The organism is Aliiglaciecola sp. 3_MG-2023, from assembly GCF_030548205.1.
Classification (GTDB): domain Bacteria; phylum Pseudomonadota; class Gammaproteobacteria; order Enterobacterales; family Alteromonadaceae; genus Aliiglaciecola.
This window is the reverse complement of sequence record NZ_JAUORV010000007.1, coordinates 81,517-98,841: the sequence shown is the minus strand read 5'-3', so window position 1 is coordinate 98,841 and position 17,325 is coordinate 81,517. Positions and strand designations below refer to the sequence as shown.

The following is a 17,325-nucleotide window of genomic DNA, read 5'->3' as shown; positions in this document are numbered from 1 at the left end:
ACGTCCAAAAAAGATAGGCATATTATAACCTTTTGCTTTGTGCTTTACCTACATTCATTCGATATATTTTATAAATCGAATTCATCATAGTAGATCAACTATCTAATTGATTTATATGAAACTAAAATTAACTATGGTGCTATGCCTGCTTCATTACATTTAGCCACATTGGTGTAATTTGTTGATAATATTCAACCGTTTTATCAAATAATCTCGTACGCGCTGGTAAATTAATCAAGGTTCCAGGCAACCAAGGATCTTTCGATAAATATTCTACGACCAGTCGGCCAATTGCAAAACTCCGAACCAAAATATCTTTATCTGATAATGACTCAACACTTTGACATTCATTGACAATCAACTCATTGGCATCAACATAAAATTGATTTAATTCATCTAATGGCCAACTTTGCGTAAATAAGTGAGTCGTACCGGCATCAATATCCGTCAAATTACCGATTAGCATCTGAGGCTGCTCAACAATCGAATGAAAATGAAAAGCGGTTTCCTCTAGCAAATCACTCAAGTTGTTAGGTCTTACCCAACCTAAATTATGAAAAAACTTAAACCCAAGTAACTCTGCTTTGTTGTGTAAGCGTCGCATTATCGTGGGGCTAAATTTATGCTGTAGCTGATTCACTAACAACCATTGCCCGCTCCAATTCAAGTTGCGCTTTTTCAAATCCAACCAGAATCGAGGCAGAACAAATGAGTTTTTACTTTTTGCCAGAGAATATTTGCCGTTATCTCTAATTAACTTCCCCTGCTTTGTTTGGCGGGATAATGCCATTCGCATTGAAGCTTCACTTATTCCCAACTTATCAGCAATTAATAGTAACTGTTTCGCTGAAAGACTTGTCAATTCAGATATTTGAAAACCTTTAATAGCACTCAGTAATTCTAACACTTTTTTATCGGCGCTATCTGCGTCGAGTCGTTCCATAGCAGTTTGATAGTTTAACTTCATAACAAATTATTTGCAATTTCCTTATTTTTTGTTATACCTAAATTAGGTGTTTCTTTTGGGATATTTGACCATGCTAAAACTTTCAGAACATATTTCGTCTGACGAATTAAAAGCCCTATGCCAAACTTCTGATTGGGTGGGATGGTATCGTGTTTTAACTAACTATGCATTGATTTCCATTGCAGCAATAATCCTAGTCACCTTCCCCTATTGGTATACCTTTATTTTCTGTAGTTGGATCCTAGGCGGTCGCATTTTAGGCATTGCCATCCTCAATCATGACGCTGGACATGACACTTTATTTCGCAGTCGACAGCTTAATCATTTTGTGGGCCGTTGGTTATTAGGGGGCTTAGTATTAGTGGATTATGAAGCGTTTAAGAACGGTCATCAACAGCACCATCGCTATGCCGGTACAGCAAAAGATCCAGATAAATTATTCGTAATTAGCTACCCAGCAACGCCCGTAAGTATGTTTCGAAAATTCCTGCGTGACCTGAGCGGCATTAATGGTTTCAAGGAAATTGCTTATCAAATAAAGGTGTCTAGCTGGCACAAGCGACTTCCGAATATCCTGGTTCATAGCGTTATTATTGTAAGCTTAGTGCTTTTGGACGTATTTTGGGTGTATGGCGCATTTTGGGTAGGCTATATTTTCTTTTACCCTGCCTTGAGTAGACTTAGGATCATGGGTGAGCATGGTGCAGTTACCGATATAAATGCGTTAGATCCGCGTTTAAATACTCGTACAACTTTAACCAACCCCTTAGTCTCACTGTTGTTTTGTCCAAACGATGTTAACTACCATTTAGAACATCATATTCATCAAAAAATACCCGCACAAAATTTGAAAAAAGCCCATGAGCTATTTAAACAAAGAGGTATGTATGACGGTTACGATTGTCTTGAAAGCAGCTATTGGCGGGTGCTGAGAAAATGTATTTCAAAACGCCATGGTAAATCAAAACTTGCCCACCATGCGCCTTCTTCCGTGAGTAATATGAGTTGAGCATCGACAATCATTAAAGGGTAAAAAGAGAAATCAATCAACACAACTTGTTACATGAGGAAACACATTTAAATTAAAATATAGACTACACTGGCATTGTATTTTGGGGAGGTTTATAAGCATCAAAGCTGATACTCAATATATCACTATTCATGCTCGTTAATGGTAAACAGAGAAAGGAAGATTATGAAAAAGACAATACGAATTGCCCTTGGCGCGGTGTTATCTGCAGTTGGAATTGTGTTTGCAATCCTACCAGGCTCTATTTTATTTTTAATAGGCGGCCTTGTGTTATTGAGCTATGACATACCTTTTGCCCGAAAGTGTTTAGCAAAGTGTCAGAACTCTATGAGTGTTAATGCGCGGCGATTAGACAGGTTCTTACTAAATCGCAAATATCGCTAACCCCTAGCAAGCAAATTTTACGCAAAATAAAGGCAGGATTAACCTGCCTTTATTGTATTTATTGTCTTATTACCTGAGATTAAGCGTGTTTTTCGCCCAAATATAACCATGTTTCTACAACGGTATCTGGGTTTAGGGAAACACTATCAATTCCCTGTTCCACTAACCAAGCTGCAAGGTCTTCATGATCTGATGGTCCTTGACCACATATACCCACGTATTTTCCGCGTTTTTTCGCCGCTTTAATGGCCATACTTAAGAGTACTTTCACAGCTTCGTCGCGTTCATCAAACAAATGAGCAATAACCCCTGAATCACGATCCAGTCCTAATGTTAACTGGGTTAAATCATTAGAACCGATTGAGAACCCATCAAAGATATCCAAGAATTGATCAGCAAGTAATGCATTTGAAGGGAGTTCGCACATCATAATAACCCGCAAACCGTTTTCACCTTGCACTAATCCCTGCTCAGCGAGTAGTTCAATGACTTTTTTGCCTTCGCCTACAGTGCGCACAAAGGGGATCATAACTTCAACATTGGTTAGCCCCATGGTGTTACGAACACGCTTAATGGCCTCACATTCTAGAGCAAAACAATCACGGAATTCCTCTGAAATGTAGCGACTTGCACCACGGAAGCCCAGCATTGGGTTTTCTTCATCAGGTTCATACTGGTAGCCGCCTACCAAGTTGAAATATTCGTTTGATTTAAAGTCTGACATACGCACGATTACTTTCTCCGGTGAGAAAGCCGCCGCAATGGTAGAAACCCCTTCCACAAGCTTTTGAATATAGAACTCAACTGGTGATTCATAACCCGCAATCATTTCAGAGATTTCATCTTTCAACTCTTCAGGCTGATTTTCAAAGTCTAACAAGGCTTTAGGATGCACACCAATCATTCGGTTGATAATAAACTCTAAGCGCGCTAAACCTACGCCTTTATGGGGTAATCTTGCGAAATCAAATGCACGGTCAGGATTACCGACGTTCATCATGACTTTCAATGGAATATCTGGCATAGAATCAATGCGTGATGTCACCACATCAAATTCTAACTCAGCATCGTAGACATACCCCGTATCACCTTCGGCACAAGAAACAGTAATCTTATCGCCAGTTTCTATGGAATCAGTTGCATTTCCGCAACCCACCACGGCGGGTATACCCAGTTCACGAGCGATGATAGCCGCATGACAGGTTCTTCCACCCCGATTGGTGACGATAGCTGACGCCTTTTTCATGATGGGTTCCCAATCAGGATCTGTCATGTCTGTGACTAGCACATCCCCTGGAAGAATTTTACCCATTTCATCAATTGAGCTTAGTACTTTGGCTTCACCTGCACCGATTTTATGGCCAATTGCGCGACCTTCAGTGACAATCTTCGCTTTGCCTTTCAATTGGAAGTTTTCAATGACTTGAATATCTTCACGAGAACGCACAGTTTCCGGACGAGCCTGAACAATATAGAGCTTGCCGTCAGTGCCATCTTTTGCCCATTCGATATCCATTGGACGTTTATAGTGTTTCTCAATGATTTGAGCTTGCTTGGCGAGTTCCATGACTTCTTGATCAGTAAGAGAGAACTCCAAACTTTGAGATTTGTCGACATCAACAATTTCAACTTGTTTACCGTGGGACAAATCTGGAGAATAAATCATTTTAATTAGTTTGCTACCCATATTGCGACGCACAATAGCAGGTAAGCCTTTATCTAGGGTTGGTTTGTGCACGTAAAACTCATCTGGGTTTACGGCCCCTTGTACAACCATTTCCCCTAAACCATAGGAAGATGTAATGAAGACTACGTCTTCGAAACCCGACTCAGTATCAATGGTAAACATAACACCAGAAGAACTTACGTCACTTCTTACCATACGCTGGATACCAGCAGATAAAGCAACCCCTTTATGGTCGTAACCTTGGTGAACACGATAGGAAATAGCACGGTCGTTAAATAGCGATGCAAATACATGTTTAATGGCAACAAGTACTGACTCATAGCCTTTAACATTCAAAAAGGTTTCTTGTTGACCTGCAAAAGAAGCATCTGGCATATCTTCAGCCGTTGCAGACGAACGCACTGCAAAAGAAGCCTCTTCACCAGCATCTCCTTGTAACTTTTCAAATGCAGATTTGATTTCACTTTCGAGTTTCGGTAAAAACGGGGTTTCAATCACCCAGTTGCGAATATTTTCACCTGCTTTGGCTAGCGCTTCCACATCGTCAACATCTAAGCTGTTCAAAACATCATGGATACGACCTTCTAGTCCACTTTGTTCCAAAAATTCGTTAAATGCATATGCGGTTGTAGCAAAGCCCCCCGGAACTTGAACACCTGCATTAGACAGGTTTGAAATCATTTCACCCAATGATGCATTTTTACCGCCAACGCGATTCACATCATCCATTCCCAACTGCTCATACCAAAGTACATATTCTTGCACTGCTAACACCTCAAAGTTTTTTGTCCTGGGCTCGATTGCTAAGGCGCAAACGAAATAAGTTTTATCGCAAAATAGTGTTCAGATTGGTGCATACGAATTTATTTTGTTCACCTTCTGGCTTTTTGCGTCAGGGATTTTAGAATGGTGTAAAGATGAAAGTAAAATTTAATTTCTTTCTGTAATAAAATTACAACATTGTTAAGGAATTGTAGTGAGATCAGCTTTTTACATATCTGATGGCACAGCCATTACCGCAGAAGTGTTTGGCCATGCTTTACTGTCGCTTTTCACCGTAGAATTTAAACATTACACCGAACCTTTCGTAGAAACTGAACAACAAGCTAAAAAAGTATTAAACAAGATTTCAGAGGAATTTAAGGAGACCGGTTTACGCCCATTGGTATTTTATACCATCGTAAACACCGATATTCGAAAAATGATAGCTAAGTCGGTGGGGATTAATTATAACTTCCTTGACCAATTTGTAGCTCCCCTAGAAAAAGCACTTGGTGTTCCGTCGATGCCAGAAAAGCATCGAACTCATAGTATCCATGAAAAGACCTATGACAATAGAATTGATGCAGTCAATTATGCGCTAGCTAACGACGATGGCTCTAATGTAAAAGACTACAATGAAGCCGATATTATTCTATGTGGGGTATCTCGCTCAGGAAAAACGCCCACCAGTCTATATTTGGCATTACAATTTGGAATTAAGGCGGCAAATTACCCTTTCACCGAAGAAGATATGGGCGATATTTTGAAACTTCCCCCTGCATTGAGACGTTTTAAAGATAAGTTGTTTGGGTTAACCATTGCCGCAGAAAGGTTGCACTCAATTCGTTCGGAGCGACGAGCAAATAGCCGTTACGCCTCGATGAAACAATGCCGCATGGAATTGAGAGAAGTGGAAAACTTATATCGTAAGGAAAAAATTCCCTTTTTGAATAGCACAAAATTCTCCATTGAAGAGATGTCAGCTAAGATATTGGCAGAAACAGGTATTCAAAGGCGCAAATATTAGGACGTTACTGTATGTTTACTCATTTTGATCCAAGTTTGCTGACGTTTCTGAGACAATTGGCTAGTAATAATAATAAAGAGTGGTTTGCCGACCATAAACAGGAGTATGAAGACAAAGTTCGTACCCCTACCCTTGAATTTATTGACAGCATGGATAGTTGGATTAAGATGATTTCTCCACACTATGAGGCAATAGCGAAAAAGGTAGGAGGATCGATGATGCGCCCCTACCGAGATGTTCGCTTTAGCAAAGATAAATCCCCTTACAAAACTAACCTAGGCATTCAATTTCGTCATGAAATTGGCAAAAATGTACATGCTCCTGGTTTTTATTTGCATATTGAACCGGAAAATGTATTTATTGCAGTGGGCACTTGGCGGCCAGAACCCGACGCATTGAAATCCATCCGTGAACACATTGCCTTGAAACCTGATTCGTACGAGGACGCAATACAGCACGCGCCATTTAAACAAATCTATGAACTCTCAGGGGATAAATTGAAACGCCCTCCTAAAGGTTTCAACGGCGAACATCAATTGATTGAAGAAATAAAGCGCAAAGACTTTATTGCTGTTTGTCCATTACCTGAAACATTTCTATTTGGTGGAGACTTATGCGAGGAAGTGGCTAGGCGCTATGGCAGAGCTCAGCCCTTTCAGAAGTTTTTATGCGATGCCTTAGGCTTGCGATTCTAGACATATTCGTTTGCATGACTCCAAGGGGCAAAGAAAATTGCGCTTTGGTTTAAACCCATTGGCTAAAATATCGACGAGATTACGAAACCAACTTGATACTGTTTTTATATACAGTTACATTGTGGTTATCAATACTATTTAAAAAGCAGATAGACGTTGAAGTTTACAATGATATACGGCGCATCTGGAGTCGGTAAAGAAAGTGTGGCCAGAGAGTTGGCAAAAAGAAATTACTGGCGATTATTTCCACAACATTTGGCCTTCGACATTTCTTGTGCGGCAGTGGGTTTCGGTAATGACGGTTTTGAGGCATTTCAGCGCAAAATATGTGTTGAAGCCTTGCAAACCATGATTGATAAAAAGACAAATGGAGTCGTTTTTACGTTTTGCTATGTGCATCTAGCAAGTAACTATTTCATTGAAGGCTTGTTTGAATTATTGAAACGCAACCACATTGCGCCTAATTTTATTCGAATATCTTGTGCTTATGATGAACACGTCAGTAGAGTAATCAACCCAGGTCGTAAAAACACCAACAAAATTCAATCGAAAGCATACCTTGATAAGTATCTCAGAGACTTCGATTTTTCAACTAATATTCCGAATGTTGAAACTTTCCATATAGACAATACGCATATGACAGTTCAAGCAACGGCGGAAAAGATTGAATGCTATTTACAAAAAAACTAGAAGACGGAGCTCAGTCCGAAAACCCTTCTATTGCTCGAGGTTACGATTAAAATCGCTTAACAGCTAATCTACAAAAAGATCACTTAAACAAGGTAATTCATGACTTCATCAGTCCAGGTCAACGCCTGTGAATAACACTTCTTGAAGAGTTCGAGTTCTTGTTTGGTTAGCCGTTCAAACACTTTGTCGTCTAGGCGCTCAATTCCAATGGTATTTTGCAGTAATTTACCCAAATCATTATCATGAAACAGTAAGGCTGACTTAATCGAATCACTCAGGGTTAAACTATCTAAAAGATCTTTAATTTCAACTTGAAAAACCGCATCTATACCTGAGAGTAAACCAACCAAAAAACTCTCTGAAGAATCTGTTTTTACGCCACCGGTAAGGGGATTATCAGAAAACAACGATAGGGTTTTAGCTCTGATTAATAGCGTTCTTAATAACTCTTTGGGTTGGGATGAATTGGATGCAAGGGTTAGGATCATTGCCCATTGTTTTACCACATTTAAACCAAGCCTTACCACCGCATCTTTAACCGATTTAACCTCTCTAACCAGTTGATAAATCGGGCAATTTATTAATGCTAAAATTTTAACCGTGAGCACAGGATCCCGAGAGATCAACTCAGCAACTTCATCGGTTTCAATATCATGCCGACTTAAATGGGAAACTAATTGCAACGCTGAATTTTTGTTAGCATCAATTTTCTGGCCACTAATTAAGACTGGCTTTTCCAAAAAATACCCTTGAAATAAATCGAAGCCTAAATCGAGACATTTATCAAAGCTTTCTTGGTCTTCTACTTTTTCCGCCAACAGCTGGAAACCAACTTTTTTTAATTTCGGAAAAATTACAGTTAATTTGTTAAAGTCGATATCTAGAATATCAATTTTTAATATTTTAATGTGTTTAAAAAACGGAAACTTAGATGGCTCGAGTACATAATCATCTAATGCGAATTGATAGCCCAAACGTCTTAGTTCAGCAATTCGTTTTAATACATCCTCACTAGGTTCGACGGTTTCCAATATTTCGAAAATAAGATTATGTGGGGGGATAGGGAAAAAGTAGTCTGAATCTAAAAAACCCATATCAACGTTGACTAACATGGGGAGATCTAGATTTATATTACTGTTGAAAACAGAAGTGCACACATTAACTAATAAATCCCGAGTAGCAATAAGATCTTTATCGTCACTATCAGAGTTAAATATATCTCCACGATATAAAATCTCACTAGCGACCATTTTACAACTTCTATCGAAAATAGGTTGTCTCGCAAATAAAATCGTCTCGTTCACAGGATTCCTAAAAACAACAGGTTTGGTGACCAATATTAATCTCTTAATGGTGAATTATAAACACCTGTTTACCATTTTCATATTCCACTTTAAGCTAATAGGCTCATTTAAGGGCTAGCTTTGAGGTAAACACCTCCTGCTGAATCAACGCTTGTTTAACTGATAGCTTACGAAAATACAATGGGGTTGCCATTGCTTAACAAAACTCAGCACGCTTTGCTGAGTTCCCCCTATAGAGAACATGGGCATATGAGGATTTAAACATTGTTTTCCCAATCCACTTTTAAAATACGCCAATGTCTTTACCGTGCAAATTGAACACTGCGTCAAACCAATATTCATTTGTGATCAAAGGTTATATTGACTTGATTCTTGCCCTCTCCTTTGGAATGGTAAAGTGTGATATCGGCATCTTTTAAACCTTTTTCTAAATCAAGATCTTCAGAAGGCAGAGATACTCGTATTCCCATACTGATGGTCACCGAAATTTGCGTGCTAGTGTTAAGGGTTACCTTAAGATTGCGAATTCCATTTAACAGCCTATCCGCCAAGCGGGATGCATCATCAGCTTCTTTAATTGCCGCAACAAAGGCAAACTCTTCACCTCCGTATCGACAAAAAGCGTCATCTACCCGAAAGAAGCCGTTTAAATATTTGGCGATTTCAACCAACACAATATCACCTGCATCATGGCCATAAGTATCATTAAACACTTTAAAATCATCAATATCTAATAAACCAAAAGCAACTAACGAGTCTCGTCTGAGGCAGGATTTAATCAGCCGGTGGGCATGGTCAATAAAAAAACGTCGATTGGGAATATTCGTTAAGGGGTCGTAATAGGCAATCTTTTCCAGTTTAGCGTTGGCGGTTTGAAGCTCTTTGGTTCTTTTATCAATTAGATTTTCTAGCTCTGTCTTTAACTTTTTGAATTCATTATGTTTGTTTTCTAATTGTTCTAGATGAAACTTCCGTTCTGAAATATCGCGTTCTATGGCAGCAAAATGAGTAACTTGACCATATTTATTTTTTAAAGGAATGATATTCATATCAATCCAGTAAGGTCTGCCATTAGCATCATAATTAAGGAGTGTTTCGCTCACTTCCTGAAAATTCTCGAGCTTTTGATGTATGCGATCTGTAGTTTGTTTATCTGTTAATGCGCCTTGCAAAATTCTCGGCGTTTCACCGATAACATCTTCTTTCTTATAACCGGTCATCTTCTCAAACGCTTTATTGACATAGATGATCCTAGGACTTAATGGATAGTCAATTTCCGACGCTTCAGTAACCACCACCATATCTTGAGTATTTTCAACAATGGCTTGAAAGGAAAATAATTGTTTCGAGTCTGAAATATCAGTAAAAGTTACGACAATAAAGGTTTCGGGACTATCGGGTTCACCTTCAAAATAAGCGTTAATAAAAAACCAACTAATAGTATCTGCCGAGCTGTCTAACACGCCAAGCACTTCGTTTTTAAGACGTTTTTTGGTTCGTTTAACTTTGTTAACTGGATAATCTTCAATCAACAATTTTTTACCAGACTCATCGATAAAACGCCACTGAGGATCTTTAGAACTTTTGCCGATGATTTGTTTGTAGTTTAATCTTAATAAGCGTAAAGACGTTGGGTTTGCATAAATAATAGAAGTGTCCCAGCGATGGATCACAACGCCTATGTGAGCGTTTTCTAAAAGCTTCTTGGTGTTAAGCTCAATAAAGTCTGCCATCAATATCATCTACTCAATGAATATTCATTAAGTATAGAACAAAATTAAGCTCCGTCTAATTTATTCCACAAACTCAAGATGCGCAATTATTTTACCTAAATATTTGATTATTTTGAATAATTTGGGAAATAACTATCAACGTTTTCGTCGTTTACTTTTCGTTTTCCCTTCCATTTTCATGGCTTTTGAATCACGCTTATTTGGTGTTGCTGAGCCGTCTTTAAAACGCTGTTTTTTCGCTTCTTTCTCAGCCATTTTTTGAGCAGCCAATTGCGCCACAAGTTTCTCTTCCTGAATCACCATAGTTGGAGTTTCTAATGTGATTCGGCCCAATCTACCTGAACGAAGCTCATTAATAAGCACTTCACAGATTTTATGTAAATTAACCCGTCCTCCTGCTCGCAAGGCGCCACGTTTACTTGCTGCGGCCTCTAAAAACTCAATTTCCGTATCGGGTATGGTGTCTAAACCAAATCTTTCCTTCATCAGCTCAGGATAGTATTTAATGAGGTAGTCTGCCGCATAAAAGCCAACGTCTTCGTAATCCATGGCCGTGTCTTTAATTGCACCTGACGCAGCCAAACGATAACTACTGTTTTCATTTTCAATTTTGGGCCAAAGAATTCCGGGCGTATCTAACAACACGATACCACTTCCCAAGTTTATCCGTTGCTGGGTTTTAGTCACTGCTGGAACATTGCCCGTTTGTGCAATAATCCTATCAGCTAGGGTGTTAATTAAGGTCGATTTTCCTACATTAGGAATACCCACTATCATGGTATTGATGGATTTGATTCCAGCATCTTTTTCAGGCAGCATTTTGCGGCACAGATCTACAATTTGTTTAATTTTCGCCGGTTGCTCCGTAGTAGTTGGAAATGTCTTAACACCTTTTTCTTGCTCTAAATATTCTTGCCATTTCAGAGTGAGTTCAGGATCGGCTAAATCTGTTTTACTTAACACTTTGATACAAGGCTTTTCACCTCTTAAGTGTTTAATCGCGGGATTTTCGCTTGAATAAGGAATTCGAGCATCAAGTACTTCAATCACCAGATCCACACTGGGTAGAACATCTTTTATCTCTTTTTGGGCTTTATGCATGTGCCCTGGATACCACTGAATTGCCATTATTATATTCTTTTCATGTCGTTGCTAAATCGAATTCATGACCAAATAGAATTCAAATTTACACAAGGTTTGTTTAATCCAATGAATACAGGTTCTACATTCATCAATATTTTCGACAGGCTTCGCTTTTAAGATAACGGGAAGAGGCGCTTAGATTGCACAAACTATCTAATTCCTATGGGGCACTAAGATTTAACTCTTCCACCTGTAACTTTATCAGCTCGCCCTTCTAGTTTTGCTTTTTCCGCTCTGATCCGACGTACTTCTTTTGGATCTGCTATGAGGGGACGGTAAATTTCAATTCTATCCCCCTCCTTAGGTACTTCGGAGAGCTTACATGTGCGATTCCAAATACCAATTTTCAATTTTGATAAATCAATTTCTGGAAAGCGCCGTAAAATACCGGACGCCTGAATTGCTTGCTCTGCCGTTTTGCCCTTTTCGATAGTTACACTAATCAACGCCTGCTCTTTAGGTATACCGTAAACCACCTCGACTGTGATTTGCGAATCACTCATAAATACACCTCTTTCGCTCTGGCTGTAAAAGCATTGACCATATTGGTAGCCAGGGTATTAAATACTTTGCCAAACGCCATTTCCGCTAGACGACTCGAAAATGCAAAATCCAGCTTCAATTCTATTTTGCACGCATCTTCGGCTAATGCGGTAAATGACCAGCCCCCACTTAGATGGGAAAAAGGCCCTTCAATAAGGTTCATTTCAATGGTTTTGCCCCTATCTAAGGCATTTAACGTGGTAAACCATTGTTTTACACCCGCTTTGGCAATCAACACAGCCGCTTTCATTGAATCCTTGTCATGTTCAAGCACTTTCGTTTCAGCGCAACCTGGCAAAAATTCAGGATATGACGCTACGTCATTGACTAAATCAAACATCGATTCGGCACTGAATCCTACTAGCGCACTGCGATGAACACTTGCCATCCACTTTCCTCTTAATAACCTTGCAATTTCTCGAGGAAGTTTACCACGAATTATCAAATTGCATAGTTCATCCATGTAAATACAACTATTTTTTAAATCATCTACAGACAAATTAAATCGGCCTGATATAATTCGCCACTATGAAGAAAAAGAACGCTAAATCAAATAAAAGCAACACCATAGCTTTAAACAAGAAAGCCCGTCATGACTATCACCTGCAAGATAAAATCGAAGCAGGTATAGAACTACAAGGCTGGGAAGTGAAAGGTATTCGTGCTGGAAAAGTTAACCTGACAGATAGCTTTGTGAATATTCACAATGGCGAAGCTTATTTGCAAGGCTGTAAGATTACTCCATTAAATCAGGCTTCTAGCCATGTTGTGTGTGATCCCGATCGTCAGAAAAAGTTACTTATTCACCGCCGTGAAATTGACCGATTAATGGGCGCAAGAGAACGACAAGGCTACTCTATTATCGCCACAGCTATGTATTGGAAGCAGTGTTGGGTAAAAGTAGAAATACATTTAGCCAAAGGTAAAGACGCCCATGATAAACGAGATACAGTAAAAGATCGCGATTGGGCAAGGCAAAAAGAACGTATGATGAAACATAGCGCTTAACGCTATGCTTGGCTAACTAGCCCATTTCATGTAATTGGGCTAGGCTAGTTTACAAGCCGAAGGATTGACGTAGTAAATTAATTGCTAAAAGCCACTATCACTTAGTTGTATGTGGCATATTGCGTCGGTAACGCTTAGTTAATTTAGCCGCTAAAATTTGATCTAGCACGACACTAATAAACGCAGATGCATTGAGTTTTACTGGCTTACCCTTGCCGAGCCGTCGCAGTTGTCGTTTCACCAACGCCATATTAGCCATGCCACTTAAGGTTTTATCTTTCCATCCCACTTGCGGTGTCATGCTGACCATTCCGGGCACTTGTTGCCAATGATTCGGTAAATCAGGGTTGTAGGCGAGTGCTGTGGCCATTCCCACTAAATCAACACCAGACTCCAACACCTTTTGAGCAACCGGTAAGCGTTTAATCCCCCCTGTCGTCATGATGGGGATGTGGCTTTGTTGAGCAATTTTGCTGGCAAATTCAAGAAAATACGCTTCCCTTGCTAGTGTTCTATCATCTGCAGTATGCCCTTGCATCGCAGGCGCTTCATAACTTCCACCTGAAAGTTCAACCACATCAACATGCAGGGGTTCAAGCATTTTCACAACGGCTATGGCATCGTCAACATCAAAACCACCACGTTGAAAATCAGCGGAATTAAGCTTCACTGCCACGCTAAAGTCCTTAGCACAAGACTTTCTTATCGCAGTGATGATCTCGATTAATAAACGGGCGCGATTTTCCAGGCTTCCGCCCCACTGATCAGTGCGCTGATTAACTAAAGGTGATAAAAATTGTGCGAGCAAATAGCCGTGAGCTGCATGCACTTCAACGCCATCAAACCCCGCTTTTTCGGCCAACAGTGCGGTTTCAGTAAAGCGTTGAATGACATCTTGAATTTCCTCCTCAGTCATCGCCTTAGGTTGACCAAATAGCCTAGAATGCTTGCCAAGATCAAGGGCCACATTCGACGGTGACAAGACTTTGCCCCCCATTTTTTTAAATACCTGTCGTCCTGGATGATTAATTTGCATCCAAACTCGTGTATTATTGCGTTTTGCTTTTTGCGCCAAAGTCGCAAATGGAGCTAAATCCGTATCTTCTTCTAAAGCCATTCCCCCAGGGCCTGTCATGGCCATAGCATCGACCATAATATTACCAGTAATAATGAGACCTACGCCCCCTTCTGCCCATTTTTGATACAAATTAAATAGGGTTTCATCGGGCAATTGCTTGGCATTTGCCAAATTCTCTTCCATTGCCCCTTTTACCAATCTATTTTTTAAGGTTTTACCACTGGGCAGCGAAAAAGCTGCAAATATGTCGTTCGTCATTAAACTCTTCTTAGTATGCAATAGTTAACCATGACTTAATCAAATCAGAATAGTTATTTGCACAACAACTAACCCAAAATAATTAGCCCCTACAAGGGTCACTCCCCTTTGGAGTCTGGATTAACAAATCTTATCATTTAGCCACCCTAGGTTGTCAAAAACCGATTTTCAGTGAGGTGACGCTAAATAAATGCACTTATATACTCCTTTTACTAAGTCAAGCTGCACAATAAAACGTCTAAACTATGTTGAATACTCATAAACGATTAAAACCCAACCACTTGAAACAAAATTTATTGTCCCCACATATTGTTTTATAGAAGGATGTGTTATCCTATCTGCTACTTGAAAAAGTACTACATCGGGGCTGATTTTGGATTCGACAGGAATCGGGATGCCTTAGGTGCATGCAGAGGTGCGGTTTGCCTCTTTAAACAGCCGCAAAAAAATAGTCGCAAACGACGAAAACTACGCACTAGCAGCTTAATAACCTGTATAGGCCCTTCCACTTCAGCCGTCTTCTATTCGTGAAGGTTTGGAAGGTCATACTAATAGAATAGCGAGGGAAACTTGTCCGAGGTTGAACCGCGAAATAGTATCGGAACAGCTACTAGGAATCCTGTTTGTCGGAGTCCAAAATAGTTAAATAAAAGACAAAATAAGCATGTAGTACCGACGGTTGAAGCTTTCTGGACGCGGGTTCAAGTCCCGCCAGCTCCACCAAACAAAATGACGGTTTAGACCCTTCTAGACCGTCGAATCCCCCTAACTATATAGCCTCCAGTGAATCATCACATTCACAGCATGCGGTCATGCGTGGTCTTAAAAAGGCTACAGAATGTCCCAAATCTGCAAGTAAATGTCTCAAATCTGTAACCTCTCCTGACGAACTTACTCAAGGCATTGGTACGCGAGAATGCCATGAATTTCGTAAAAAGATATTCAATCGCATCACCCCTATTTCCTACGATACAGCTCATAAATACTTAAAAATTACCCGTGAGTTAGATTATGTTCACGCAAATCGGTTTCTGAATCGAATTGATAAGCAAATCCATATTGCAGATCTCAATATCACTTGGGACATTAAAGAAATTAGAGAATTTGCTAATAAGAAGTCAATGGAGTGCATATTAGACACCGTTGGTCTCAATGATGCTCAGTCAGTAGCATGGTGCAAAGCAAAGCTATTGAAGTATGGAATCACACTTCCTGAAAAAGCCAGTGATATAGAAAATATTGCATCAGCAAAAAATGAAAAATTCTGGTTTCTAAAATTAAAGCAACTTGCCTCACAAAAATTTGAACAGGTGCGTCGTTCACTAGATTTAATCAATCAGTCTAAAAGCCCCTATTGTAGTAATGATCAACTTCGTCAATGGGAATGGGAAAAAGAACAATCCTTAGAATACATGTCTAAAAACTGGTTTTGCAGCGCCAGCGGTGAACTAATCTCAATGTTAGACGCTTATAAAAGTAATGTATCGAATCCAGCTATTAGACGAGCTGAACTAATGGTACGCATAAAAGGAACTGAAGAATATTCAAAATTGCTTGGGCACATTGGGTACTTCTATACAATTACGTCCCCTTCCAAATATCACTCTCACTACAAAACAGGTAGACCAAACCCGAAATATCAGAATTTCAATGTGAAAGAAACTAACGATTATTTGTGTAAACAATGGCAAAAGACCCGTGCCCAGTTCCACAGAGAAAATATACAAGTTTATGGTTTACGCGTTGTTGAGCCACACCATGACGGAACGCCACATTGGCACTTAATGTTATTCATGGCTCCTGAGCATGCACATCGTGTTACTGAAATTTTAAAATTTTATGCTTTGGAAGATGATGGCGCTGAACGTGGTGCTGAAAAAAACAGGTTTAATGCGAAAGAAATCATTCCCGAAAAAGGGTCAGCGCAGGACTATATTGCAAAATACGTTTGCAAAAACATTGATGGTGAATACATCGATAAAGATAAATACGGTAATGATGCGAAAACCTCGGCAAAACGGATCACTGCATGGGCATCATTATTTAGGATACGTCAATTTCAATTTATTGGTGGGCCATCTGTCAGTTTATGGAGAGAACTTAGAAAAACAAAAGAATCAAAATCTTCTGAGTTGGAAGAAATCCGTAAAGCAGCTGATTCATCCGATTGGTTAACTTACCTAGTGCTAATGGGAGGTCACAATATCCCCAAACAAGATCGTCCCTTTGCCATTGAATACAAGAAGCAATTAAAAAAACACTTAGAAGGTTTAGAGGCTTCCACTTTATCTGAGCATGCATTTAACAAAAAGCCCTGCTCTATTCGCTCAACGACTAACAACTACCCTATAGAAGATAAAGGCTGGAAGCTCTTATCGTCACCTCCGGAGCAAATCAACTGCTCGCCCGCCCCACGGGACGGACGAGCAGTTGATGAAGCCTCCGGTGGTTACCGAAGGGCTTGGGGAGGGGCCCCGCCTGCGGGGAGGAGCTCCAATCCCGTAGGTCTTGGACTTGTGTAAATAACTGTACTCAACTTAATAAACGACAAATAAAGAACAAATATGAAAACTAAAAGAAACGATCAATGCCCTTGCGGAAGTGGCAAAAAATTTAAAAAATGCTGTTTGTTAATGAACCAAAAATCACAGACTTTCGACGTTAAACAAACCTTAGAGCCTGAGTTCTTAGAAGATGATTTTGAAGTGACAGTTTATCACGGTTTTACAAAGGAATATGAGAGTCACACCCCTTTTGATATCGACTTTGATAACGCTTGTTGCCATGTCATAAAAGCCAATCAATCAGTAGCGTTAGAACATAATAAAATGTTGGATTTTGACATGCTTAAACCAGGCGATTGGTTTGTCATGGGTAAACAAGACGGCCAAGTAAAGTTTAGCTTTAAATACAAAAGTGCCGAAGCTGCCATGGATATAGCCAAGGAAAAGTTCAACGCTGTTAAGTTTTTATCTTTACCTGAATTTATTTAAGTAAAACGCTCTTTAATAATTTG

At 39.7% G+C, this 17,325-nt stretch carries 16 protein-coding genes and 1 other RNA gene; 9 read left to right on the top strand and 8 right to left on the bottom strand.

What is annotated here, in order from left to right; all coding sequences use genetic code 11:
- Positions 1–139 precede the first annotated feature (139 nt).
- A complete protein-coding gene (locus tag Q4574_RS09830) occupies positions 140–967 on the bottom strand; it encodes a hypothetical protein (RefSeq protein WP_303473899.1) in 828 nt (275 codons plus the stop codon).
- A gap of 70 nt (positions 968–1,037) precedes the next feature.
- Here Q4574_RS09830 and Q4574_RS09825 point away from each other — a divergent pair, with 70 nt between their 5' ends.
- On the top strand, positions 1,038–1,976 hold the full coding sequence (locus Q4574_RS09825; protein ID WP_303473898.1) for a fatty acid desaturase family protein: 939 nt from the start codon (positions 1,038–1,040) through the stop codon (positions 1,974–1,976).
- Positions 1,977–2,162: 186 nt separating this feature from the next.
- Positions 2,163–2,381 carry a PGPGW domain-containing protein gene (locus tag Q4574_RS09820; RefSeq protein ID WP_303473897.1) on the top strand — a complete coding sequence of 73 codons (219 nt, stop codon included), beginning with the start codon at positions 2,163–2,165 and terminating at the stop codon, positions 2,379–2,381.
- Positions 2,382–2,460: 79 nt separating this feature from the next.
- Here the strand turns inward: Q4574_RS09820 and ppsA are convergent, their stop codons facing one another.
- On the bottom strand, positions 2,461–4,833 hold the full coding sequence (gene ppsA, locus Q4574_RS09815) for a phosphoenolpyruvate synthase (RefSeq protein ID WP_303473895.1): 2,373 nt from the start codon (positions 4,831–4,833) through the stop codon (positions 2,461–2,463).
- Between the two features lie 211 nt (positions 4,834–5,044).
- Between ppsA and Q4574_RS09810 the strand changes: the two genes are divergently transcribed.
- From Q4574_RS09810 to Q4574_RS09800, 3 genes are all read left to right on the top strand, one after another.
- Positions 5,045–5,857 carry a pyruvate, water dikinase regulatory protein gene (locus Q4574_RS09810; RefSeq protein WP_303473894.1) on the top strand — a complete coding sequence of 271 codons (813 nt, stop codon included), beginning with the start codon at positions 5,045–5,047 and terminating at the stop codon, positions 5,855–5,857.
- Between the two features lie 11 nt (positions 5,858–5,868).
- Positions 5,869–6,552 carry a DUF2461 domain-containing protein gene (locus Q4574_RS09805; RefSeq protein ID WP_303473893.1) on the top strand — a complete coding sequence of 228 codons (684 nt, stop codon included), beginning with the start codon at positions 5,869–5,871 and terminating at the stop codon, positions 6,550–6,552.
- Positions 6,553–6,708: 156 nt separating this feature from the next.
- Positions 6,709–7,242: a hypothetical protein gene (locus tag Q4574_RS09800; RefSeq protein ID WP_303473892.1), complete on the top strand. Its 534-nt coding sequence runs from the start codon at positions 6,709–6,711 to the stop codon at positions 7,240–7,242.
- A gap of 83 nt (positions 7,243–7,325) precedes the next feature.
- On the opposite strand, the gene Q4574_RS09795 is transcribed toward Q4574_RS09800, so the two are convergent.
- The 5 genes from Q4574_RS09795 to Q4574_RS09775 all read right to left on the bottom strand — a co-directional run bounded on the left by Q4574_RS09795 (position 7,326) and on the right by Q4574_RS09775 (position 12,353).
- The gene (locus Q4574_RS09795; protein ID WP_303473891.1) at positions 7,326–8,546 is read right to left on the bottom strand and encodes an EAL and HDOD domain-containing protein; all 1,221 of its coding nucleotides are present in this window, start codon (positions 8,544–8,546) and stop codon (positions 7,326–7,328) included.
- A 338-nt stretch (positions 8,547–8,884) separates the two neighbouring features.
- Positions 8,885–10,279, bottom strand: coding sequence for a diguanylate cyclase (locus Q4574_RS09790; RefSeq protein ID WP_303473890.1), 1,395 nt, complete (start codon positions 10,277–10,279; stop codon positions 8,885–8,887).
- A 135-nt stretch (positions 10,280–10,414) separates the two neighbouring features.
- Positions 10,415–11,407, bottom strand: a complete 993-nt coding sequence (gene ylqF, locus Q4574_RS09785) for a ribosome biogenesis GTPase YlqF (protein WP_303473889.1) — start codon at positions 11,405–11,407, stop codon at positions 10,415–10,417.
- 185 nt (positions 11,408–11,592) lie between these two features.
- Entirely contained in the window at positions 11,593–11,925 is a 333-nt protein-coding gene (locus Q4574_RS09780; protein ID WP_303473888.1) for an RnfH family protein, read from the bottom strand.
- Positions 11,922–12,353 carry a type II toxin-antitoxin system RatA family toxin gene (locus Q4574_RS09775; protein WP_303473887.1) on the bottom strand — a complete coding sequence of 144 codons (432 nt, stop codon included), beginning with the start codon at positions 12,351–12,353 and terminating at the stop codon, positions 11,922–11,924. The genes Q4574_RS09780 and Q4574_RS09775 overlap by 4 nt, the downstream gene beginning before the upstream one ends.
- Positions 12,354–12,493: 140 nt before the next feature.
- Here Q4574_RS09775 and smpB point away from each other — a divergent pair, with 140 nt between their 5' ends.
- Positions 12,494–12,973, top strand: a complete 480-nt coding sequence (gene smpB / locus Q4574_RS09770; protein WP_303473886.1) for an SsrA-binding protein SmpB — start codon at positions 12,494–12,496, stop codon at positions 12,971–12,973.
- A 97-nt stretch (positions 12,974–13,070) separates the two neighbouring features.
- Here the strand turns inward: smpB and Q4574_RS09765 are convergent, their stop codons facing one another.
- The gene (locus Q4574_RS09765) at positions 13,071–14,309 is read right to left on the bottom strand and encodes an NADH:flavin oxidoreductase/NADH oxidase family protein (RefSeq protein ID WP_303473885.1); all 1,239 of its coding nucleotides are present in this window, start codon (positions 14,307–14,309) and stop codon (positions 13,071–13,073) included.
- 363 nt (positions 14,310–14,672) lie between these two features.
- Here Q4574_RS09765 and ssrA point away from each other — a divergent pair.
- From ssrA to Q4574_RS09750, 3 genes are all read left to right on the top strand, one after another.
- Positions 14,673–15,032: a transfer-messenger RNA gene (ssrA, locus tag Q4574_RS09760) on the top strand.
- Positions 15,033–15,121: 89 nt separating this feature from the next.
- Entirely contained in the window at positions 15,122–16,831 is a 1,710-nt protein-coding gene (locus Q4574_RS09755; protein WP_303473884.1) for a replication endonuclease, read from the top strand.
- 42 nt (positions 16,832–16,873) lie between these two features.
- Positions 16,874–17,302, top strand: a complete 429-nt coding sequence (locus tag Q4574_RS09750; protein WP_303473883.1) for a YecA family protein — start codon at positions 16,874–16,876, stop codon at positions 17,300–17,302.
- Positions 17,303–17,325: the final 23 nt, after the last annotated feature.

Bases quoted from the DNA above. Each gene is read 5' to 3' on its own strand.
- Q4574_RS09830 (WP_303473899.1), bottom strand. From the start codon at position 967: ATGAAGTTAAACTATCAAACTGCTATGGAACGACTCGACGCAGATAGC.
- Q4574_RS09820 (WP_303473897.1), top strand. From the start codon at position 2,163: ATGAAAAAGACAATACGAATTGCCCTTGGCGCGGTGTTATCTGCAGTT.
- Q4574_RS09775 (WP_303473887.1), bottom strand. From the start codon at position 12,353: ATGGCAAGTGTTCATCGCAGTGCGCTAGTAGGATTCAGTGCCGAATCG.
- smpB (WP_303473886.1), top strand. From the start codon at position 12,494: ATGAAGAAAAAGAACGCTAAATCAAATAAAAGCAACACCATAGCTTTA.
- Q4574_RS09765 (WP_303473885.1), bottom strand. From the start codon at position 14,309: ATGACGAACGACATATTTGCAGCTTTTTCGCTGCCCAGTGGTAAAACC.
- ylqF (WP_303473889.1), bottom strand. From the start codon at position 11,407: ATGGCAATTCAGTGGTATCCAGGGCACATGCATAAAGCCCAAAAAGAG.
- Q4574_RS09750 (WP_303473883.1), top strand. From the start codon at position 16,874: ATGAAAACTAAAAGAAACGATCAATGCCCTTGCGGAAGTGGCAAAAAA.
- Q4574_RS09755 (WP_303473884.1), top strand. From the start codon at position 15,122: ATGCGTGGTCTTAAAAAGGCTACAGAATGTCCCAAATCTGCAAGTAAA.
- Q4574_RS09790 (WP_303473890.1), bottom strand. From the start codon at position 10,279: ATGGCAGACTTTATTGAGCTTAACACCAAGAAGCTTTTAGAAAACGCT.
- Q4574_RS09825 (WP_303473898.1), top strand. From the start codon at position 1,038: ATGCTAAAACTTTCAGAACATATTTCGTCTGACGAATTAAAAGCCCTA.
- Q4574_RS09780 (WP_303473888.1), bottom strand. From the start codon at position 11,925: ATGAGTGATTCGCAAATCACAGTCGAGGTGGTTTACGGTATACCTAAA.
- Q4574_RS09805 (WP_303473893.1), top strand. From the start codon at position 5,869: ATGTTTACTCATTTTGATCCAAGTTTGCTGACGTTTCTGAGACAATTG.